The sequence below is a fragment of the Parvimonas micra genome (assembly GCF_037482165.1).
In the GTDB taxonomy this organism is placed as follows: Bacteria; Bacillota; Clostridia; order Tissierellales; family Peptoniphilaceae; genus Parvimonas.
In genome coordinates this window covers 567,467-590,743 of the sequence record NZ_CP148048.1, presented here as the reverse complement: position 1 = coordinate 590,743, position 23,277 = coordinate 567,467, and the positions used below count along the sequence as shown (strand labels likewise).

The 23,277-nt window shown below is 27.9% G+C and carries 19 protein-coding genes and 1 tRNA gene; 2 read left to right on the top strand and 18 right to left on the bottom strand.

What is annotated here, in order from left to right:
* Positions 1–134: 134 nt before the first annotated feature.
* The 9 genes from yihA to upp all read right to left on the bottom strand — a co-directional run bounded on the left by yihA (position 135) and on the right by upp (position 9,768).
* The gene (gene yihA / locus WFJ11_RS02845) at positions 135–725 is read right to left on the bottom strand and encodes a ribosome biogenesis GTP-binding protein YihA/YsxC (protein WP_338817655.1); all 591 of its coding nucleotides are present in this window, start codon (positions 723–725) and stop codon (positions 135–137) included.
* 1 nt (position 726) lies between these two features.
* Entirely contained in the window at positions 727–3,075 is a 2,349-nt protein-coding gene (gene lon, locus WFJ11_RS02840) for an endopeptidase La (protein ID WP_338817654.1), read from the bottom strand.
* Positions 3,076–3,088: 13 nt separating this feature from the next.
* A complete protein-coding gene (gene clpX / locus WFJ11_RS02835) occupies positions 3,089–4,312 on the bottom strand; it encodes an ATP-dependent Clp protease ATP-binding subunit ClpX (RefSeq protein WP_313960837.1) in 1,224 nt (407 codons plus the stop codon).
* Between the two features lie 10 nt (positions 4,313–4,322).
* Positions 4,323–4,901, bottom strand: a complete 579-nt coding sequence (gene clpP, locus WFJ11_RS02830) for an ATP-dependent Clp endopeptidase proteolytic subunit ClpP (protein ID WP_009372577.1) — start codon at positions 4,899–4,901, stop codon at positions 4,323–4,325.
* Positions 4,902–4,957: 56 nt separating this feature from the next.
* Positions 4,958–6,283: a trigger factor gene (tig, locus tag WFJ11_RS02825; protein ID WP_269754954.1), complete on the bottom strand. Its 1,326-nt coding sequence runs from the start codon at positions 6,281–6,283 to the stop codon at positions 4,958–4,960.
* A gap of 136 nt (positions 6,284–6,419) precedes the next feature.
* Positions 6,420–7,178 (bottom strand): dioxygenase family protein, encoded by a 759-nt coding sequence (locus WFJ11_RS02820; protein WP_293438932.1) that lies wholly within the window; start codon positions 7,176–7,178, stop codon positions 6,420–6,422.
* Between the two features lie 173 nt (positions 7,179–7,351).
* A complete protein-coding gene (locus tag WFJ11_RS02815) occupies positions 7,352–8,080 on the bottom strand; it encodes a hypothetical protein (protein ID WP_009372466.1) in 729 nt (242 codons plus the stop codon).
* A gap of 96 nt (positions 8,081–8,176) precedes the next feature.
* A complete protein-coding gene (locus WFJ11_RS02810; protein ID WP_293438927.1) occupies positions 8,177–8,902 on the bottom strand; it encodes a DUF6612 family protein in 726 nt (241 codons plus the stop codon).
* Between the two features lie 236 nt (positions 8,903–9,138).
* The gene (gene upp / locus WFJ11_RS02805; RefSeq protein WP_009354226.1) at positions 9,139–9,768 is read right to left on the bottom strand and encodes a uracil phosphoribosyltransferase; all 630 of its coding nucleotides are present in this window, start codon (positions 9,766–9,768) and stop codon (positions 9,139–9,141) included.
* Between the two features lie 196 nt (positions 9,769–9,964).
* On the opposite strand from upp, the gene WFJ11_RS02800 reads away from it, so the two are divergent.
* Positions 9,965–10,051: transfer RNA gene (locus WFJ11_RS02800), tRNA-Leu, on the top strand.
* Positions 10,052–10,185: 134 nt separating this feature from the next.
* On the opposite strand, the gene WFJ11_RS02795 is transcribed toward WFJ11_RS02800, so the two are convergent.
* Positions 10,186–11,880: a phospho-sugar mutase gene (locus WFJ11_RS02795; RefSeq protein ID WP_338817761.1), complete on the bottom strand. Its 1,695-nt coding sequence runs from the start codon at positions 11,878–11,880 to the stop codon at positions 10,186–10,188.
* A 158-nt stretch (positions 11,881–12,038) separates the two neighbouring features.
* Here WFJ11_RS02795 and WFJ11_RS02790 point away from each other — a divergent pair, with 158 nt between their 5' ends.
* Positions 12,039–12,791: an exodeoxyribonuclease III gene (locus tag WFJ11_RS02790; protein WP_338817652.1), complete on the top strand. Its 753-nt coding sequence runs from the start codon at positions 12,039–12,041 to the stop codon at positions 12,789–12,791.
* Positions 12,792–12,955: 164 nt separating this feature from the next.
* Here WFJ11_RS02790 and WFJ11_RS02785 read toward each other — a convergent pair whose 3' ends face one another.
* The 8 genes from WFJ11_RS02785 to WFJ11_RS02750 form a co-directional block, all read right to left on the bottom strand.
* Complete coding sequence (locus WFJ11_RS02785; protein ID WP_293438919.1) at positions 12,956–14,146, bottom strand: MalY/PatB family protein; 1,191 nt, start codon at positions 14,144–14,146, stop codon at positions 12,956–12,958.
* A 26-nt stretch (positions 14,147–14,172) separates the two neighbouring features.
* On the bottom strand, positions 14,173–15,351 hold the full coding sequence (metK, locus tag WFJ11_RS02780; protein ID WP_338817651.1) for a methionine adenosyltransferase: 1,179 nt from the start codon (positions 15,349–15,351) through the stop codon (positions 14,173–14,175).
* 10 nt (positions 15,352–15,361) lie between these two features.
* Positions 15,362–15,835: a 2-C-methyl-D-erythritol 2,4-cyclodiphosphate synthase gene (ispF, locus tag WFJ11_RS02775; RefSeq protein WP_338817650.1), complete on the bottom strand. Its 474-nt coding sequence runs from the start codon at positions 15,833–15,835 to the stop codon at positions 15,362–15,364.
* 1 nt (position 15,836) lies between these two features.
* Positions 15,837–16,523 (bottom strand): 2-C-methyl-D-erythritol 4-phosphate cytidylyltransferase, encoded by a 687-nt coding sequence (gene ispD, locus WFJ11_RS02770; RefSeq protein ID WP_293438911.1) that lies wholly within the window; start codon positions 16,521–16,523, stop codon positions 15,837–15,839.
* Positions 16,524–16,674: 151 nt separating this feature from the next.
* A complete protein-coding gene (locus tag WFJ11_RS02765) occupies positions 16,675–17,112 on the bottom strand; it encodes a rhodanese-like domain-containing protein (RefSeq protein ID WP_338817648.1) in 438 nt (145 codons plus the stop codon).
* Between the two features lie 100 nt (positions 17,113–17,212).
* Entirely contained in the window at positions 17,213–18,424 is a 1,212-nt protein-coding gene (locus tag WFJ11_RS02760) for a glycosyltransferase family 4 protein (RefSeq protein ID WP_338817647.1), read from the bottom strand.
* A gap of 147 nt (positions 18,425–18,571) precedes the next feature.
* A complete protein-coding gene (rpsT, locus tag WFJ11_RS02755; RefSeq protein ID WP_009372634.1) occupies positions 18,572–18,844 on the bottom strand; it encodes a 30S ribosomal protein S20 in 273 nt (90 codons plus the stop codon).
* A 136-nt stretch (positions 18,845–18,980) separates the two neighbouring features.
* Positions 18,981–23,276: a PolC-type DNA polymerase III gene (locus WFJ11_RS02750; protein WP_338817646.1), complete on the bottom strand. Its 4,296-nt coding sequence runs from the start codon at positions 23,274–23,276 to the stop codon at positions 18,981–18,983.
* Position 23,277 lies beyond the last annotated feature (1 nt).

Below are 23,277 nucleotides of genomic sequence, written 5' to 3'. Positions count from 1 at the left end.
CAAAGAATATCATATTTATAGCACTATTTTAGAAGAAACAGGTTAAAAAGTCAATAGTAAGGACTAGCTTTAATTCAATTATAAATCTTAAATTAATTGCTATTAATAAGAAATATAGACTAAAAAAGCTGTGATTACTCACAGCTTAATATTTCTTCTATTTTATTATGGACTGCCTCTAAATTCGCTTTTGAATCTGAACTAAATGGAATAACTAAATTCATATCCTTTATTCCTAAAGTTTCTCTAACAACTTTTAAATGTTTATTCCATTGTCCTTTAGAAATTTTATCAGCTTTAGTTGCTATAACATAACCACTAAATCCATATTCTAAAAGCCAGTGATACATCATAACATCTTCCTTACTAGGAGCATGTCTAATATCTACGATAAGAATAACTTCACACAAATTTTCTCTGTTTGAAAGATAGGTTTCAATAATTACTCCCCATTTTTCTTTTTCACTTTTAGAAACTTGTGCATATCCATATCCTGGCAAATCCACTAATCTAAATGAATTATTTATTTTATAAAAATTTACTGTTCTTGTTTTTCCAGGTTTGGAACTAGTTCTCGCCAAATTTTTCCTGTTTATGAAAGCATTTATAAAACTTGATTTTCCAACATTACTCCTGCCGGCAAATGCAACTTCTTTTAAATTAGAATCAGGATACTGTGAAATAATCGCAGCTATTTGTTCTAATTCACTTGAGATTATTTTCACATTACACCTCTTTTTCTAAAACTAAATCTAATACTTCACAAACATCGGAAACTGTATAAATTTTTAATGTTTCTCTAATTTCTTCAGGAATTTCATCAATATCAACTTCATTTTCTTTTGGAATAATTATATTTTTTATTCCATACCTATTTGCTGCAAGGATTTTTTCTTTAAGTCCTCCTATCGCTAAAACTCTTCCTCTTAAAGTTACTTCCCCTGTCATTGCAAATTGTCTATTGACTTTCCTATTTGTAAGAGCACTGACAATTGCTGTTGTCATTGTTATACCAGCAGATGGACCGTCTTTTGGTACTGCTCCTTCAGGAACGTGAATGTGTATATCTTTTTCCTTATAAAAATCTTCTTTAATATTAAATTTATCAGCTTTGCTTCTAACAAATGAAATTGCAGTCATTGCAGATTCCTTCATAACATCACCAAGTTGTCCAGTAAGTTGAATTTTTCCTGTTCCATTGACAATATCAGTTTCTATTGTTAAAAGTTCTCCTCCTACTTCTGTCCAAGCCAATCCGTTTACAAGTCCAATCTTATCTTCTTTTTCCAAAATATCATCATGGAATTTTTTCTTTCCTAAGAAATCAACAAGATTTTTTGAATTAACTGTAACTTTTTTTCTTTCTTTTGAAACCAAAGTCACAGCAGCTTTTCTAATTATTTTTTCAATCATTCTTTCTAAATTTCTTACACCAGACTCTCTTGTGTAATAACGAATGATATCTCTTACTGCTTCAGCTTTTATATCAAGCATTTTCTTAGTCATTGAAAAGTTTTTAAACGCTTTTGGAATCAAATGATTAATAGCAATTTTTTCTTTTTCATCATAAGTATAGCTTGAGACCGGAATAATTTCCATTCTATCAAGTAGTGGGGATGGAATTGTAGAAGTTGTATTCGCAGTAGTTATAAACATAACTTTTGAAAGGTCAAAAGGAATATTTATATAATTATCTGTAAACTTATTATTTTGTTCCGGATCTAAAACTTCAAGCAATGCACTAGAAGGATCTCCTCTAAAGTCATTTGAAACCTTATCAATCTCATCAAGTAACATAACAGGATTATTAACTTTACATTGTTCTAATAAAGTTAAAATTTTACCTGGCATTGCTCCAACATAAGTTCTTCTATGACCTCTTATTTCACTTTCATCATGAAGCCCACCCAATCTCATAGAAACAAATTCTCTATTCAAAGATTTCGCTATAGATTTTGCGATAGAAGTCTTACCCACTCCTGGTGGACCAACTAAACAAATTATTGAGCCTTTTTGATTATTTGAAATTTTTCTTAAGGCTATTGATTCTATAATTCTATCCTTAACATCTTTAAGTCCAAAATGGTCTTTATCTAAAATTTTTCTAGTGTAAGCAACATCTAATTTTTCTTTTTTTGACTTTTTCCAAGGCAATGCAACTATTTTATCAAGATAACTTCTAATCACATTTCCCTCAGGTGAGCCTGATGGTATTTCAGAAAGTTTTCTAATTTCCTTAAATAACATTTCTTCAATATTTTCATCAAATCCAAAACTCATTATGGTATTAGCATATTCATCCAATTCAGAGCTTAAATCTTCTCCATCTCCAAGTTCTTCTTTTATTATATTAAGTTGTTCTCGAAGATAATATTCTCTTTGATTTTTATTTAGTCTTGAAGAAACCTTTCTAGAAATACTTTCTTCTAAGAATGATAATTCTATAGAATTTTGTAAAATTTCATAAAGTTTTTCAAGTCTTTCTCTCATATCAAATATTTTAAAGTTTTCATAATGTTCATCATCGGATAATCTAATTATATAACTTGCTACATTATTTGTAAATTTATCCATATTTGAAGAATTTTGAACACTTATTTCAGTATCAACATCTAGATGTCTTTTCTTAGCTGTATATTCTTCAAATGCAACTTCAACCATATTTCGTAAAGTTGCCAATTCAGAGTCTACTTCTTCTCCAACTTCATCATAATAGAATTCTTCAACATCAGCTGTTAGAAATTTACCATCATCATAAATTTTCTTTGCTCTACATCTACAAATACCTTCAGCTAAAACTCTAGTTATTCCATTATTCATCTTTAAAATTTGTTTAACGATAACAACAGTTCCCATTTCATATAAATCTTCTGCCTTAGGATCTTCTGTCCTAATATCTTTTTGAGTAAAAGCAACTAAAATTGAATCCTTTTTTAATGCAGACTCTATTGCATCTATAGACTTTTTTCTTCCTGCATCAAAATGAACAACAGAATAAGGATAAATCCAAAGTCCTCTAAGTGCTATTACAGGTCTATTTAATTTTTCTTCAATATTAAAATTTATATTGCTCATAAATATTTTTCCTCTATTTTTTATTTTCATTATATATTAAAACGGGATTTGCCTTTCCTAAAACTACATCTTTAGTGACAATACATTTTTCAACATTTTTCTCAGACGGCAATGTGAACATTGTATCTAAAAGAGCACTTTCTATAACAGCACGCAAACCTCTTGCACCTGTTTTTCTTTCAAGAGCTATCTTTGCAATTTCTTTTATTGCATCTTTTTCAAACTCAAGCTCTATATTATCCATAGATAAAAGCTCTTTATATTGTTTAATTAATGCATTCTTTGGTTCTTCTAAAATTCTAATTAGAGAATTTTCATTTAAACTTTCTAAAGTTACAATCATAGGTATTCTACCAACAAATTCGGGTATCAAACCATACTTAAGTAAATCTTCAGGTCTTAAATTCTTAATAATTTCAGAAAAATCATCAAGTTTATCCGTTTTAACATCTGCGCCAAACCCCATTGATTTTTTCTCTAGTCTGGCTTTTAAAATTGACTCTATACCTTGAAAAGCTCCCCCTACAATAAATAAAATATTTGTAGTATCAACTTGTATATATTGTTGATCAGGATGTTTTCTTCCTCCTTTTGGAGGAACATTTGCAACAGTTCCTTCTATTATTTTTAAAAGTGATTGTTGAACACCCTCTCCACTAACATCTCTAGTTATTGAAGGGTTTTCACTTTTCCTCGTAATTTTATCAATTTCATCAATATATATTATTCCTTTTTCTGCTCTTTCTATGTCATAGTCAGCTGCCTGAACTAATTTCAAAATTATATTCTCAACATCCTCTCCAACATATCCTGCTTCAGTTAAAGTAGTTGCATCTGCAATTGCGAAAGGAACATCTAAAACTTTAGCAAGTGTTTGAGCTAAAAGCGTCTTTCCGCTTCCCGTAGGTCCTACAAGAAGAATATTAGACTTTTGAATTTCAACTTCACTTTCAACATCTCTATTAATTCTTTTATAGTGATTATAAACAGCAACACTTAGAGCTTTTTTTGCATTGTCTTGTTGAATAATATACTCATCTAAAATATTCTTAATTTCTACTGGAGTTGGTAATTTTTCTAAGCTTTCTTTTTTCTTAGTTCTTTCTTGGTATTCAATCATGGAATGACAAATTTCAATACATTCATTGCAGATATTTGCATTAATTCCACTGACTATTTGATCTACTTCTTCTACCTCTTTTCCACAAAAAGAACATCTAGTTTTCTTTTTTTCCAAAATTAACTCCTTAATTTTCTATTACTTCATCGATTATTCCATATTCTTTTGCTTCATAAGCACTCATATAGAAATCTCTATCTGTGTCTTTTTCAATTTTTTTAAGAGATTGACCTGTTCTCTTTGCTAAAATTTGATTAAGAGTTGCTCTAACTTGTAAAATCTTTTGTGCTTGAATTTTAATGTCTTCAGCTTGACCTTGAGCTCCTCCTAAAGGTTGGTGAATCATAATATCTGCATTAGGCAAAGCAAATCTCTTTCCTTTTGCACCTGATGTCAATAAAAATGCCCCCATACTTGCAGCACGTCCAATACAAATAGTACTTACATCAGGTTTTATATATTGAATTGTATCATAAATTGCAAGTCCAGCGCTAACTGAACCGCCTGGACTATTTATATAAATTTGAATATCTTTTTTAGGATCTTCTGATTCTAAAAATAGAAGTTGAGCAACAATCAAATCAGCCATTTGATCATTCACTTCTCCACTTAAAAATATAATTCTTTCCTTTAAAAGTCTTGAATAAATATCATAAGACCTTTCTCCTCTATTAGTTTGTTCAACTACCATAGGTATAAGTGCCATAATTACCTCCTAATAAAAAATATAGCTTAGCAAAATGCAAGCTATATTTTAACTAATTATTCCTCAACAGTTTCTTTTTTAGGTTCTTGGAATTTAACAAGACTTACCAAATGATCAACCGCTTTTCTTCTAATTAAACTTGCAGTAATGCCTTCCAGACCTTCTCCTGATTTCAATTCCTTCTTAAATTCTTCAAAATCTTTAACTTTCATATTCTTTCCGAATTCATCGATTTCTTTATCAATTTCTTCTTCAGATACTTCAATATTTTCTAATTTTGCAAAAGCATCGATAACAAGTTCAGCATTAGCTCTCTTAGTAGCTTCTGGTCTTAATTGTTCTCTAACAGCTTCTTCAGTAGTATTTAACATTTTGAAATAATTATCCAAGTCCATATTGTATTGTCTAATTCTACCAGCAAAATCTCTAAAAGCTTTATCAACTTCTTCAGCAACCATTGATTCTGGAGCTTCTACATTTGAACTTTCAATAAGAGCATCAATTGCATTATTTTGTTTTTGAACCAAAGCATTTCTTTCTGCAGATTCAACAAGATTCTTTTTAATATCTGCTCTATATTCTTCCAGTGTATCAAACTCAGAAACATCTTGCGCGAATTCATCATCTAATTCAGGAAGTTGTTTTTCTTTAATAGAATTTATTTTTACTTTGAAAAGAGCTTCTTTTCCTTTTAACTCTTCTGAATGATATTCTTCAGGGAAAATAACATTAACATCAACATTATCTCCTATATTTTTCCCAATTAATTGTTCTTCAAAACCTGGAATAAAAGTATGTGAGCCAACAACTAAATCATAATTTTCAGATTTACCTCCATCAAATGGAACTCCTTCAACACTACCTTCAAAGTCAATATTAACAGTATCCATATCTTTTACAGGTCTATCTTCAATTGAAACTATTCTTGCATTGTTTTCACGTTCTTTATTTACCCTTTCATCAACCATTTCATCAGTTACTTCAAACTTAACATCATCAGCAACTAAATTTTTATAGTCTCCTAACTCAGGAACTGGTTTTAATTCTTGTTCAAATTTTATTACTATAGCTTTATTTTTATCAAATTCTTCAATATCAATTTTTGGCATCCCACAGATGTCTTTACCAATTTCTAATTCTTTAACAGCTTCTTCAAATAAATCAGGTAATAATTCATTTACAGCATCTTCAAAGAAAATACCTTCTCCATAATTTAATTCAATGATTTTTCTTGGAGCTTTACCCTTTCTGAAACCTGGAATGTTAAATCTTGATTTCATTTTGTTATAAACTTTATTAATTGAAGCTTGGAATGCTTCTGGACTAATTTCTGATGTAAAAACTATTTTCTTGTCATCTCTTGATACTAATTTAGTATTCATTTAATTTCCTCCTAACAACTCTATAAAAATTATATTATTTTCTATTTACATACCTAAGAATTATAACACAAAAAAACATATAATTCAATACATATTAACAAATTTAAGATACATTTTTAATAGTATATTACACAATTTAACCTTCAAAAATATAACTTGTCATAGAAACAGATCCCAAATCACAGCCTTCATTAAATATTTCAACTTTTTTATAGTCATATGCACATCCCAAAGCTATTAGTAAAGGATAAAAATGTTCAGGTGTTGGTACTGAATGATGGTAATCAAAACTACTATTATTATAATTTATTACTGATTCAATATTCTTATTTATGATACTATCCTTAATATAATTATCAAATTTATTAGCCCAATTAAATCCACCTTTTTTATCAAAATCAATTAATTGTAAATTATGAACTATATTCCCACTAGCAATAACTAAAATATCCTCATTTAATAATCTTTTTAACTTTTTTCCAAACTCATACTGCTCTTTAGGACTTTTATTTTTATCAACACTTAACATAACTACAGGAATTTCAGCATTGGGATAAGTTTTACATAAAATACTCCATATTCCATGATCTATCCCCCATGAATTATCCTCTTTAATTGCAAGTTCAAATATTAGTTTTTTTGCAAACTCCACATTATTTTTTGGCTCATATTTAATTTCGTAAAGCTCCTTAGGAAACCCATACATATCATAGATTTGTTCATTATATTCTAATGTTCTAACAAATTGTCCGTTAGTATACCAATGAGCTGAAATTGCAAGAATCATTTTCGGAGTTTTTAATTTTTTTCTTATCGATACCCAATTATCACTAAATACATTTTTACTAATAGCATTCATTGGAGAACCATGTCCAACAAAAATCACATTATACACCTAAATCACCTCGATTAATTATACCCTATTTAGTTTTTAAAACTAACTATTATATTCATCAAAGCACCTAATTTATGATTTTTTCTATTGTATAAAAATGATATTAAATTTTGTTTATTAAATATTTTATTTACAATAAAAAAGTTGCACTATATAGAGCAACTTGTTTAGTTCTATTTATCTAAATTTAAATCATTCCATTTTGAAAAACTAGTAGTATTAGAGAATTTTGTCACTTCATTATTCCCAATATATTCTAAAGTCCAAAAAACATTCTTTAAATAAAATGTATCTTTGTCAAAAACTGCTTCAAATGTTATAGTAACATCATTTTCAGAAATTTTTTTCAAATCCAACTTATATTCAGCTTTCAATATGTTAATAATTTTTGATTTATTCTTATCATCATTATTTATTTTTAAATGATACTCATCATTAACTTCTTCAAATTTTATATCATTTTCAGTAAAGGAATAAATACCATCTAATAATCTAAAATAATCTGGAAATACATTATAATTGCTATTATTAGTTTCAGATTTTTTATCTACTCCATTTACCTTTTTAGTCATAATTGCTGTTCTGTTTTCATCACCAACAAACTCTGCATCATAATTATTTTGTTCAATATTTGAGGTCCCTGAGTACCTAACAATCACTTTTCCTTTGGTAATTTTCTTAGAATCCTTATCATTAATCAATTCTCCTTTTAGAATTTGTTTTGTTGTTTTTCCATTTTGTTCAGTTATAATTTCATTAAGTAATAAAAAAGATTCAATATTATTGTTAGCATTTTTAGATTTTTCAAACAATTCGTTAACACCAACCTTATTAGAACAACCTGAAAAAGTTATAATTACTAACAACACTCCTAATATAAATATTTTTTTATTTTTAAACATTTTTAATCCTCCAAAAAATAAATCTACGTATATTATATCATATTTTTAAATATATAAAAAATGTTACTTTGCTATAGTAACATTTTTGTATTAAATCTATTTATTTTCTAATTTTACATTGTTCCATTCAGAATATTTTAAAGATTCTTCTATTTTAAAAGCTCCTTTATCTCCACCATATTCTAAAGTCCAAACTACACTTTTTAGATAAAAAGTTTTCTTATCAAAAACCACTTCAAATTTCACATCAACCTCAAAATCATTAACAGATAATTTCAATCCATACTGTGATTTTAAAACATCAATAATCTTTAAATTTTTATTTTCGGTTTTTAATTTTAAATGATATTCATCATTTTCTTCTTCTAGTGTCAAATCTTTTTCTTTAAGAGTATAAATTGCATCCAACAATTTATAATAGTCAGGACTAACAATGTAATTAGTATTTTCTTTTTTTGTTTCTTTAGTTTGTCCGTTTTCTTTGAAAGTAGTTATTGTTGTCTTTTTTGCATCTCCAACAAATACTACATCATTATCTACTTCTCCTTCTTCTCTTTTTCCTGTATATTTTATACTTCCTTTTCCTTTAATAATTTTTCTAGTATTAGCATTATATTGTAATTCAGCATGAATAAGTTGAGTTTTAATGTTGCCTTTAGTCTCATTTTTACTTTCACTATCCATTATATATGACTGAAGTTTATCATTTGCCTCTTTTGATTTCTCAAAAAGATCTCTTACTTGCATCTTGTTAGAACAACCTGTAAAAACAAATACAGACAATAATAGGGTTATAATAAAAAATCTTTTCGTTTTAAACATTTCCTATCACCTCGACTTTATATTTTTTTTAATTATATCATATATATCTTATTTTAAAAAATTTATTAAATAAAATTTCAAATCAGTAATTTAAATATTTATAGTTAATATTCTAATAAAGAAAAATATTTATAATAAATTAATATATAAAAAAGGAATGTAATATATCAATTGTAAATCACATTCCCTTAAAATTGTTTATTTGTCAATAATAAGCTAATTTTTTAAATTTAAAACTATTTTGTTCCAAATAGTCTATCTCCTGCATCTCCAAGTCCTGGAATAATATAGCTATGTTCATTTAGTCTCTCATCTAACGCAGCTACAAAAATATCTACATCAGGATGATTTCTTTGAACGGCTTCAACTCCTTCAGGAGCAGCTATTATACAAACCAATTTAATATTTTTACAACCCTTTTGTTTTAAAAGTTTTATAGCATCAGATGCAGAACCTCCAGTAGCAAGCATTGGATCTAGAACTAAAAAGTCTCTTTCTTCAGCATCTACCGGTAATTTACAATAATATTCAACTGGTTGTAAAGTTTCAGGATCACGATATAAACCAATATGACCAACTTTTGCAGCAGGAAGAATATTTAACATTCCTTCAACCATTCCAAGGCCAGCCCTTAAAATAGGAACTACTCCTAACTTTTTCCCAGACAATCTTTTTACCTTAGTCTTTTGTAAAGGTGTTTCAATTTCTACTTCATCTGTTTTTAAATCTCTTGTAACTTCATAAGCCATAAGCATTGAAATTTCATTTACCAAAGCTCTAAAATCTTTTCCACCAGTCTTTTTATCTCTTAAATATCCTAGTTTATGAGAAATAACCGGATGATCGAATACTGTTAATTTTGACATATTATTACCTCCTATAATTATGCAAAAATTTTTCATTTTATTAAATTAATTTTTAATATTATACAAAATTTTTTTAGATTAGTAAAGTCTACTAATTATATCGATAAATTATTTATACTATTTTCCTACAAAAAAATATTATAAAATTATTGAATTCTTTCCTTTTTTATGTTATACTATTCGAGTAATTGAATTTGCCGGCGTGTCGGAACTGGCAGACGAGACAGACTCAAAATCTGTTATCCGCAAGGGTGTGTGGGTTCGAGTCCCACCGCCGGCACCATTTTAAAACTAACTTATCGTTAGTTTTTTTTATTGTGAAACAACAAGGTTCCCGGGAACCCACCCGATGCGAAGCATCGTGGAAGGGTGGGGTTCTTATTGCAAAAAAGGTATGAATCAACATACCTTTTTTCTTTATTTTACATTATTCATTTTTTCTCTACATAATTTTTCAATTAAATCTAATTTATTTATACTTTCTTGTTCTGTTTTTCCTATTGTATAAATATATAATTTAATCTTAGGTTCTGTTCCAGATGGTCTTAATGCATACCAAGATCCATCATTTAAATAATACTTTAGACAATTTTGTTTTGGAAAATCTAAATATCCATCTTTAAAATCAATGACTTCTTTTAAAGAAATATCTCCCATTTCTTTAATAGGATTTTCTCTAAAATCTTCCATCATTCTTCCAATTCTTTGTTGTCCTTCAATTCCTTCAAGTTCTAGAGAAATTTGTCTTTCATTATAATATCCGAATTCTTCATATATATCTTTTAAAACGTCTAATAAACTCTTTCCTTGTTTTTTATAGTATGCAGCCATTTCTACAACCATCATTGAAGCTCCAACAGCATCTTTATCTCTTACGAATGTTCCGTAGCAAAAACCTATACTTTCTTCATATCCAAAAACATAATTTTTTTCTTTAGTTATATCATATTCATTTGTCTTCCCACAAATATTTTTAAAACCTGTTAATGTTTCTACAGTTTCTATTCCATATTTTTTAGCTATTACCCTAGATAAATCTCCTGTTACAATAGATTTTACTAAAACAGGATTTTCAGGTAAATTATTAAGTGCATGTCTTTGTGAGAAAATGTAATATGACAATAATGCTCCTATTCTGTTACCATTTAAAAAAACATATTCTCCATTTTTATCTCTAACTTCAAGAGCAACTCTATCACAATCAGGATCAGTTGCAATTAAAATATCAGCTCCAACTTCTTTACCTAATTTTTCAGAATAAAGAAAAGCTTTAGGAACTTCCGGATTAGGATATCCAACAGTTGTAAATTCAGGATCAGGCAATTCTTGTTCTTTTACAACGAAGATATTTTTAAAACCTCTTCTTTTTAAAACTTCTCTAACCGGTAAATTACCAACACCGTTTAAAGGAGTATAAACTACTTTAATGCCTTTATCTATATTTTCATCATTAATAGTTAAATTTAAAACTTCTTTTTTATAATCTTCCTCTACTGAATCATCAATATATTTAGCAATTCCGCTCTTTAGAGCATCCTCAAAAGGAATTTGCTTAACATCTTCAAACTTTTTAATTCTATCCATATGAGCTGAAATTTGGTTGGCAATATCATCAAGAATTTGAGAACCTTCTTTCCAATATGCTTTATATCCATTATATGCTTGTGGGTTGTGACTAGCAGTAACCATTACACCAGCTATACAGTTTAATTTTCTAATCGCATAAGAACACATTGGTGTTGGTCTAATTCCCTTATAAATATATGATTTAATTCCATTTCCTGCCATTATTGAACAAGTAAGTTCTGCAAATTCTTTTGAACCATATCTGACATCATAACTAATTGCAACACCTCTTTCAATGGCTTCTTGACCATAATCAATTATTGTATTTGCAAGTGCCTGTGCAGCCTTTGATACCATATATTTGTTCATTCTATTTGTTCCAGCACCAAGTTTTCCACGAAGACCTGCAGTACCAAATTCTAAAACTTTATAAAATCTATCTTTAATTTCTTCATCATTATCTTTTATTGAAAGTAAATCTTTTCTAGTTTCATCATCAAAAAACTCATTATTTAACCATTCTTCATAAACTTTTTTATAATCTATCATAAAGTCCTCCTTAAATTACATTCTATTATATTTTACATCAAAAGGTATTTTATTTCAACAGTTCAAACTAAAGCAAAATTTTAAATAGGTGTTTGTAAATAAAAAATTATGGTATAATTAACTAGTATGATTAAAAAATAATAAGAGGTGATTAAATGAGATTTGTTTCTTGGAATGTAAATGGGCTTAGAGCTTGCATAAAAAAAGGATTTTTAGATTATTTTAATGAAATTAATGCTGACTTTTTCTGCTTACAAGAAATTAAAATGAGTGAAGGTCAACTTGATCTTGAACTTGAAGGATATGAAACTTATTACAATTATGCACAAAGAAAAGGATATAGTGGAACGGCTATTTTTACAAAATATACACCTTTAAGTGTAAAATATGGAATGGGAATTGAAGAACATGATAATGAAGGAAGACTTATAACTTTAGAGTATGAAGATTTCTTTTTAGTAACATGTTATACACCCAACTCCAAACAAGAACTTTTAAGACTTGACTACAGAATGGTATGGGAAGATGCTTTTAGAAATTATTTACTTGAATTAAATAAAACTAAATCCGTAATAGTTTGTGGAGATTTAAATGTCGCTCATAAAGAAACCGACCTAAAAAATCCAAAGACTAATAGAAAAAATGCAGGATTTACTGATCAAGAAAGAGAAAAGATGTCTATACTTTTAGATAGTGGGTTTACAGATACTTTCAGATATTTCTATCCAGACAAGGAAAATGAATACAGTTGGTGGAGTTATTTTGGAAAATCAAGAGAAAGAAATACTGGCTGGAGAATTGACTATTTCCTAACTTCAAAAGACATGGACGATAGACTTGTTGATGCACAAATTCATCAAAATATTTTAGGTAGTGACCATTGCCCTGTTTACTTAGAAATTAAATAAAATATTTTATTCTTTAAAAAATGCACCTTGAATATGTAGGTGCATTTTTTATTGTAAAACAACAAGGTTCTCGGGAACCCACCCGATGCAAAGCATCTTGGAAGGGTGGGGTTCTTATATAAAAAAGAGACTATAAGTTTTATAGTCTCTGTATATTTTGAAGTTTATAAACTATCTACAACTTTTTTAAGTCTATTTAATCCATCAGTTAACATTTCTCTGTTACAAGCTATGTTCATTCTAAAGAAAAGTCTTGCGTTTTCTCCATAATTTATTCCTGAATTAAGTAATAATTTTCCTTCATTTATCAACTTTTGATGTAACTCATCATGGTCAATATCAAAAGCTCTAAGATCTAACCATAATAAGAAACTTGCTTCCGGTCTTTTTACTTTTACCTTTGGTATTTCTCTATTTATGAAGTCTATTGCAAAGTCAATATTATCTTCAATATAACTCATACATTCTTCAAACCATTCTTTACCATAAGTATAAGCAGCGACAAAACCAACTGCTGCAAAACTTGCCATATGGAAAATTCCATACCCTACAAGTCCATTAATAAATCTATTTCTCAATTCTTCATTAGGAATTACAGCAACAGATTGAGCAAGACCTGCAATATTAAAAGTTTTACTTGGAGCAGTTAAAGTAACAGTGTTATATAAAAAGTCTTCATTAAGAGAGGCAATTGGAATATGTTTATAATCCTTAAGTATTAAATCACCATGAATCTCATCAGAAATCATTAATACATTATGTTTCCTACAAATTCTTCCATATGTTTCTAATTCTTCTTTTGTCCATACTCTTCCAACAGGATTATGAGGACTACATAATACACTTAGTTTAACGTTATTATCAACGATTTTCTTTTCAAAATCTTCAAAATCCATAACATATTTGTCTTCTAACTCAATTAATGGACTTTCGACAACAACTCTATTGTTTAAAGTTACTGCATTAAAGAAAGGTGGATAAACTGGTGTATTTATAATTACAGCATCTCCCTCTTTAGTATTGTGCAAAATAGTATTTGCTATTCCAGGTACTACTCCTGGAACAGGAACAATCCATTCTTTCTTAATATCCCAATTGTTTTTTTCCTTTTGCCATTTGATAAATGATGAAAAAAACTTTTCACAAGGACAGTCATATCCTATTACTCCATTTGATATTGGCTCTTTTAATGCTTCTAAAATTTCATCACAACATTTAAATTCCATATCAGCTATAGACATTGATAAAATTGAATGATCATTCTTCGGTGCACCAGCAGAAATCATATTATTCCATTTTTCAGCATGTGAATTTTTTCTGTCTACATATTCATTAAAATCATAACATCTTCCCATAATAACATCTCCTATATTTAATTAATTTATATTAATTTTTTAATTTCTTCAACTCTGTCCAATTTTTCCCAAGGTAAGTCTAAATCATTTCGTCCAAAATGACCATAAGCGGCGATTTGACGATATATTGGTCTTCTTAAATCTAGAATATCAATAATTGCAGCTGGTCTTAAATCAAATACTTTATTAATTATTTCAATAATTTTGTCATCTGAAATTTTTCCAGTTCCAAAAGTATCTACATAAATAGAAAGTGGCTTAGCTACCCCAATAGCATAAGAAATTCCTATTTCTAATTTTTCACAGATTCCACTAGCTACAATATTTTTTGCAATATATCTTGCCATATATGTCGCTGATCTATCAACTTTAGTTGGATCTTTACCAGAAAAAGCTCCCCCACCATGTCTTCCAAATCCACCATAAGTATCCACTATTAATTTTCTTCCTGTCAATCCAGAATCTCCCATAGGTCCCCCAATTTCAAATCTACCTGTAGGATTTACATAAATCTTAGTATTTTCATCAATTAAATAATCCGGAATAACCTCGTCAATGACAAATTCTTTAATATCTTTTTGAATTTGTTCTAACTTAACTGAAGGACTATGTTGAGTAGAAACAACTATTGCCTCTATTCTTGAAGGAACTCCATCTATATACTCAACAGTAACCTGACTTTTACCATCAGGTCTTAAATATCCTAATATATCATTTTTTCTAACATAAGATAATCTTTTTGACAATTTATGAGCTAAAGTAATTGGTAATGGCATAAATTCATCTGTTTCTGTACATGCATAACCAAACATCATTCCTTGATCTCCAGCTCCGACAGAATTATACTTATCTTCATTGCCATTCTTATATTCTAATGCACTGTCAACTCCTAATGCTATATCTCTTGATTGTTCGTTTATACTTGTTATAACCGAACATGTTGAAGCATCAAATCCAAACTTAGCTCTAGTATATCCAATTTCTTTTAAAACATTTCTAACTATACTCTGTATATCAACATATTGAGAAGTTGTAATTTCACCAACAACCATTACAATTCCAGTTGTTGTTAAAGTTTCACAAGCTACTCTTGCAATTGGATCAACTTTTAAAATTTCATCTAAAATCGCATCAGAAACTTGATCACAAATTTTATCTGGATGACCTTCAGTTACTGATTCAGATGTAAATAAAACTTTTTTCATCTTTTCCTCCTTATATTTTCTCAAGTAGTACCACCACCTGAGCAGAAATACCTTCTTCTCTACCTTCAAAACCCAAATGTTCTGTTGTAGTGGCTTTTATACTTATATTTTCTATATCTGTTTCTAAAACATTAGCAATATTTTTTCTCATTTGTAAAATATATCCTGCTAATTTAGGCTTTTGTGCAGATATTACACTATCTACATTTCCAATTTTGTATCCTTTTTCTTTCATAAGGCTAACTACTTCTTTAGTCATAATCAAAGAACTAATATCCTTATATTTTGGATCATTATCAGGAAATAACTTTCCAATATCTCCTAAACATAATGCCCCAATAATTGCATCATTTATAGCATGAACTAAAACATCTGCATCACTATGTCCTAAAAGACCTTTTTCATGATCTATTTTAACACCGCCAATTATTAAATCTCTATCAACAACTAATTCATGAACATCAAAACCTATTCCTATTCTCATATTAAATGCCTCTTTCTAATAATAATCTTGCATGATAAATATCTTCTATTGTTGTAATTTTTATATTTGAATAATCTCCTTCAACAAGTTTAACTCTAACATTCAATTTTTCAACCACAGAAGAATCATCCGTAACAAAATTATTGTCCTCAAAAAATTTTTTATATCCGTCTATAATGACTTTTTTGTCAAAAGCTTGAGGTGTCTGAATATTGTACAATGACCTTCTATCAGGAGTAGATACAACCTCTAGATTAGAAGAAACAATTTTAATTGTATCTTTTGCTTTAACACCTGTTATTACAGCTTTATAATTATCAAGTTCACTAATAACATTTAAAATATTTTCTTTACTAACTAAAGGTCTCGCTCCATCATGACAAATCACAAAATTTGACTTATCACAAACATTTAATAGACCATTAAAAGTAGACTCTTCTCTTGAAGAGCCTCCTTCAACAATTTTTATATTTAAAGGAAATCTTTTAATAATATTATTTATACTGTCAAAAAATTCTTTCTTTGTTACTAAAATAATCTCAAATATTTCAGGTATATCAATAAAAGCACTTATTGTTCTTTCAATAACAGAATTCCCACATAAGTCTAAAAAAATTTTATTTTCTTTAGTTCCCATTCTGTGAGAAGAACCAGCAGCAACAATTACAACAGAAATCTGTTTATGCATAATTTCACCTCATCTTATATTGTATCATATTTAAAATTTATTTTCTATATTTTATATTAAAATTTATGAAGTAATTAAAAGTTAAAATAATCAAATCTTAAAAATTTATACTAATAAATACAAAAGCGATGAGTACTCATCGCTTTAAAAACTATTTTACAAGTTCATATTTATATTGTTTAACACCTTGTGCATTACTTACATTAGTATAACCTAATTTTTTTAATTTTTCTAATGCTTGTCCACTTCTATTTCCAGTATTACAATAAACAATAATTTTTGCATCCTTTTTAGCAACTTTTGATTCAATATCTTTTTCGATTGTTTCTAAAGGAATATTTATAGCATCTTTAATATGTCCAGCATTATATTGATCAGCTACTCTTACGTCAATTACTGTCGCTCCATTCTTTTGTTCTTCCAAAAGAGTTTCACCTTTCATCATATCTGATGATTTTTTATCATCTTTCTTTTCAGTTTGATTTTCAGTTTTTTTATCATTTGCTTTATTGTCACTTTTTGATCCACAACCAACTAAAGTTGTAGCAGTAACTAATGATAAAAGTAACATTTTTGATAGTTTTTTCATTAATTTACCTCCAAAATTTTAATCAATAAAATCATACCATATATCCTAAATAAAGTAAAATAGTTTTTTCTTATTAATATATATTATTAATTAATTATTTCTATACAACTATTTTTTTTATGTTATTGCTGATATTTTTCCAACTAAATTGAGTCATTTTTGATGAAAAATCTTGTTCATAGTCATTATTATACAAATTCTTTATTTGATTCTCCAATGCTATACTAAGTCTTAAAATATAATTATCGACTTCACTTTCAATTACTTTATCAGTATCATATAAAGTAGGCATTTTTACAAATTCAATATTTTTTGACTTAGTAATATCTTCTCCTACAAAGTTAATGAAATTTTCTAGTTCATTCATCACAACTTTTAGTCCACAAGCCATTGCCTCTATTGTAACAAGTGATAGTCCTTCATAAAGAGATGGCATAACAAAAATATCGCAGGATCTAAATAAATCACCTATCTCATTCATATTCATATATCCATACAGTTTAACTTTATCAGCCAGCTTTTTTGAGTAATTAATGATTTCGTCATACTCTTCTCCAGTACCACTTCCCGCTAAAATTAATTCAACATTGTATTTATCTTTTACCATTTCAAAAGCTTTAAGAAGATATATAATTCCTTTAGCTCTACTAAATTTTCCTGCATATATTAGTCTTATTTTAGCATCCTTAGAATAAGTTTTATTATAATCTTTATAATAAAAATCTAAATCATATCCCCCACCAATAACATAAACTTTATCTTTATTATAATTAAATACATTAATAATTTCTTCTTTTTGCTTTCCTGACAAACAAAAAATTCCATTAAGTTTGGGAATATTGTCACAAATAAATTTTTTATGTATATCATTTTTATAAAGTTGTCTTAAATCAGTTCCATGACAAAATGCAAAAACTTTACATTTTAAATCAAGACTTGCAACAATTGATGTCATAATATATAGATGATTTGTAAAAATAATATCTGGTTCGAAGTTTTCAACAATATTCAATATTTTACTAGTAAAAACATTTATATATCTTTCCAAGTTCTCTCCAGTTAAATTTGAAAACAAAAAAGATTCATAAGGCATTACATCACTCATTCCAACTACTGGAAATGGTAATTCATCACTTTTAAATTTTACTATTTCAAAATCATCAAAGTTAACTTCTACAATATCATCCTCATTCATAGCACACAAAACTTTTTGAGTAAAATTCATAGCTTTGAAGTTTTTATATACCTCTGATAAGTAAATTCCACTACCTGTTTTTGAGGGATATTGACTAATTAAATGTAAAATTTTCAAATTTATAACTCTCCTTATAATACAACTTTATAATCCAAAAAAATGGATTTTAACGTCTTTTTGATATTATATCATATCAATAAATAAATGTAAAAAAAAAGCTCCACACGGAGCAAATATAGTGTGTTGGATCCATACACGCTATATTTACGCTTGTGTTGAAGCATCATGTAATTTTTTACTTAATTTACTTACTTTTCTAGAAGCAGCATTTTTATGAAAAACACTGTGTTCAGTAGCTTGTTTAAGTCTTTTATCAATTGTTCTTAACAATTCATTAGCTAATTCAAAATTATTTTCTTCTATTGCTAATTCAAATTTTTTAATATAAGTCTTTATTTCAGATTTTCTACTTTTATTTTTAAGAGTTTGTTTTTTTGTAACATCAATTCTCTTAATTGCTGATTTTATATTTGCCATTTTATTCACCTCCTCAAAAATAACATTAATATTATACTATAAGCCAATAATTTTTTCAAGTCCTATTTTTAAATAATTGAGTTAACTTTGGATTGTATATTTAAAAACAACTGAGATTAATAATCTCAGTTGTTTTTTACATAAAGTCAAATAAACTTACTTGATTTGTTTGCTGTAAATCATTTAAAACGCCATGTTCTTTTAATGATTCTAAAGCATTTTTATTTATTTTTGTTCTTTCTTGAAAATCTTCAATTGATATAAATGGTAATTTTCTAACTTCTTCATATATAGATGTTGAGTTGACATCACTTACAAAATCTAAAGCCCTAAAAGGTGGTAAAATTTTACCTTTCCCATCAATTAAGAACCTTGAAGAATCAGATTTTTCCAAATCCACTTTACTAGCAACAATTCCTCTAAGATACATTTCTTCAGCAACTTCAAGTATATCATATACATCTTGTTCCTTTTGAGATGCAGACTTTCCTAATTCTTTTATTTCTTTCATTTTACTCTGAATTGCTGTAAGACCTTTAAAAATCAAGTTGCCCGGGTAATTATCAATTTTAGTGGTAAAATATGTGGCATAAAAAGCTTCAGGATAATGAACCTTAAAATATGCAATTCTATAACTCATCATTACATAAGCAACAGCATGAGCTTTCGGGAATAGATATTTAATCTTTTTACAAGAGTCAATATACCATTCTGGTATTCCATTTTCTCTCATATATGATTCAGTTTCCTCATCAAGTCCTCTACCTTTTCTAACAGTTTCCATTATTTTAAATGAACGTTTATTTTCAAGTCCTTTAAAAATCAAAAATGTCATTATATCATCTCTAGTACAAATCGTTTCATTTAAAGGTATTCCTTTTTTAATAAGATCTTGTGCATTTCCAAGCCATACATCAGTTCCGTGAGATAGACCTGAAATTCTAATAAGTTCAGTTAAAGTTTTTGGCCTTGTATCAAGTAGCATCTGTCTTACAAAGTTTGTCCCATATTCAGGTATCCCTAAAGTACCAACACCATCTTTATATTTATCATCCATAAATTTTAAACTATCTGTTGAATAAAATATATTTAAAGTTTCCTTATCATCCATAGGAATATTTAAAGGATCAACACCAGTTAAATCTCCAAGATGTTTTATTATAGTAGGAACATCGTGTCCAAGTAAATCTAATTTTAAAATTCTTCCGCTTATAGACTTATAACTAAAATGTGTAGTTTTTGTTTCAGAAGATGGATCATCTGCAGGATATTGAATTGGAGTAAAATCATAAATTTCTTTATTGTGTGGAACAATCATAACCCCACCCGGATGTTGACCACTTGTTCTTTTTACACCAACTATCTTTCTAACATATCTTCTAATATTACCAGCTGTAAGAGTCAGCTCATTTTCTTCAATATACTTTTTTACATACCCAAATGCAGTTTTGTCAGAAACTGTCCCAATAGTTCCAGCTCTATACACTTTATCTGATCCAAATAGTTCTTCAGTATATTTATGACAAGTAGATTGATATTCTCCTGCAAAATTTAAGTCAATATCAGGCTCTTTATCTCCATCAAATCCCAAAAATACTTCAAAAGGAATGTCATGTCCTTCCTTAATCATATTTATTTTACAATCTGGACATTCTTTATCTGGCATATCCACTCCAGATTGTCCGCTATATTCTGAATGAAATTCTGAACGTTTACATTTTGGACAAATATAATGCGGAATTAATGGATTAACTTCAGTTATCCCTGACATTGTTGCAGCAAAGGAAGAACCTACTGACCCTCTCGAGCCTACCAAGTATCCATCATCATTTGACCTCCAAACAAGTTTTTGAGCAATTATATATAGTACTGCATATCCATTTTTAATAATTGATCCTAATTCTCTTTCAAGCCTATCTTCAACGATTTTTGGTAAATTTTCACCATAAATAGATTTAGCTTTGTCATAACATATTTTTCTTAATTCTTCATCAGCACCCTCTATAAAAGGTGGAAATGTTCCATTAGGAATAGGTAAAATTTCATCAAGCATGTCTTTAAAAATATTAGTATTCTTTACTACAACTTCATATGCTTCATTTTCTCCTAAATATGAAAATTCATCAAGCATCTCAGCTGTAGTTCTATAATAGAAAGAACCTTCTTTTTCAAGATTTTTCTTTCCTTGCCCATATAGAATAATATTTCTAAAAACATAGTCATTCTTATCAAGATATTTAACATTTCCAGTTGCAACAACTAATTTATCTAATTTTTTTCCAAGCTTATAAATCTTTTTATTTACTTCTTTCAAATCATCTATACTTAAAACTTTACCTCTAAAAAACAAATGTTTTAAATTAGATATAGGTTGAATTTCAAAAAAATCATAAAATTTTGCAATTTCTAAAATTTCTTCTTCACTTTTTTCTTCAATAAAAGCTCTAAAAAGTTCTCCATCCCAATTTCCTGAACCTATTAAAAGACCTTCTCTATATTCCTTTAACCTTGATTTAGGAAAACCTGCAACTCTTCTAAAATACTTCATTAATCCTTCTGAAACCATCTTATAAAATCCACTTAAGGCTTCCATTTTTTTTACATATATAGTTGAATCATATGAAATATTTTTTGCAACAGGCCATTTTGTTTCAATATTATTTATATTTTCATCAAAAACTTTTCCATCTTTTTCAATTATCTTTATAAGTTCTAAAAGAATTCCTGAACAAGCTTCTGCATCGAAACTTGCTCTATGATGATTTAATAATTTTACTCCTAACTCCTTACATAAAGTATTGAGTTTATGATTTTTTAAATTTGGTAATACGGCTCTTGCAAATCCCATTGTATCTATAAAGGTAGGATCAAATTCAAGGTTCAATCTCTTACAATTAGTTTTTATAAATGAAATATCGAATTCTGCATTATGTGCAACAAAAACTGCATTTTTAGAAAATTCTAAAAATTTTGGCATAATTTCACCAATTAAAGGCTTATCTGCTACCATTTCATTAGTAATACCAGTTATTTCTGTTATTTCTTTAGTTATTTCTTGCTCTGGATTTACTAACTCATTAAAATATTCAACTACTTTCCCGTTCTCAACACGAACTGCTCCTATTTCTGTAATATTATTTTTCAAATGAGAAAGACCAGTTGTTTCAATATCAAAAACTACAAAAGTATCAAAATTTACTCCATTTTTATAATTATATAGAATCCTCGGATTGTCTTCTAACAAATTTAATTCTAGACCATATAAAGCTTTTATATCTCCATTGCTAAACAAATCCATCATCTGTGGATATGCTTGAACGACTCCGATGTCAGTAACTCCAACAGCAGTATGTCCTAATTCCTGTAGTCTTGTCTTTAGTACTTCTAAATTCACACAACCATCAAGACCACTCATCTGTGAATTCAAATGCAATTCAACTCTTTTTTCAGGAGCATTATCTACATATATATGTCTTGGAGCTTCTTCCATTCCATCAATCATCATAGAAATTCCCTTTGCATATTGATCATATTCAACTCTACCTACTGCTGTTACATAAATTCCGTTAGGTATTGATTTAGAATTAATTTTTTTACTAAAAATTTCTAACTTCTTATCATCTAAAAAAAATTTACAACTCATAGCTGAAGTTTCGTCTTCAATGTCAAACAAAGCAAGTTTTTTTCCGTTTTTTAATTCTCGAATGTCTAAAGAATATACTCTTCCTTGAATCTTACAAAAACCACTATTTTGGTCTAAATCTGAAATTTCTAAAACCAGTTCTTTATCGGAAATTTTTTTCCCAATTTTAAATTCTTCTTCTGTTTCACTTTTTTCTTTAATAAATTTAACTTTCTCGATTTTATTACCTTTTTCTTTTTGAATTTCTTTTCTTTTACTTTCTAATTTACTTTCTAATTTTTCAGAACTTTTTTCTTCTCTTGTAAACAAACTATTTAGCATAATTATTTCAATATCATCATTATATTTTTCAGAAACAAATGCTTTTAAATCATTTAAAAATGAATTTGAAATTAGTTTAAATCTACAAACAGAATCCGATATATATATTTCTATATAATCTTCCAAGAAATTTATCCTATCATTATTAGTAAGTGAAAAACCATGATTTCCTAATAATTTTTGTACTTTATTTACAAATTCATCATAGTTTATATAATAGTAATAATCATAAGGACAATCTGATTTTGAAAAACTCTGAACTGAGATATTAATTTCTCTACCATTAAATAACTCATGTAATTCTTTATCTAAAACTACTAATTCTTCTATTCCAACTTCATCGGAGTTTGTAAGTAATCTAAAATCTATTTTTTCATCACCAAAAACAAACTCATCAATAATAAAATCATCTGATAAGCTATAATTTTTTCGTTGTGAAAAATAAAAACTTTTTAAACTCCTATACATA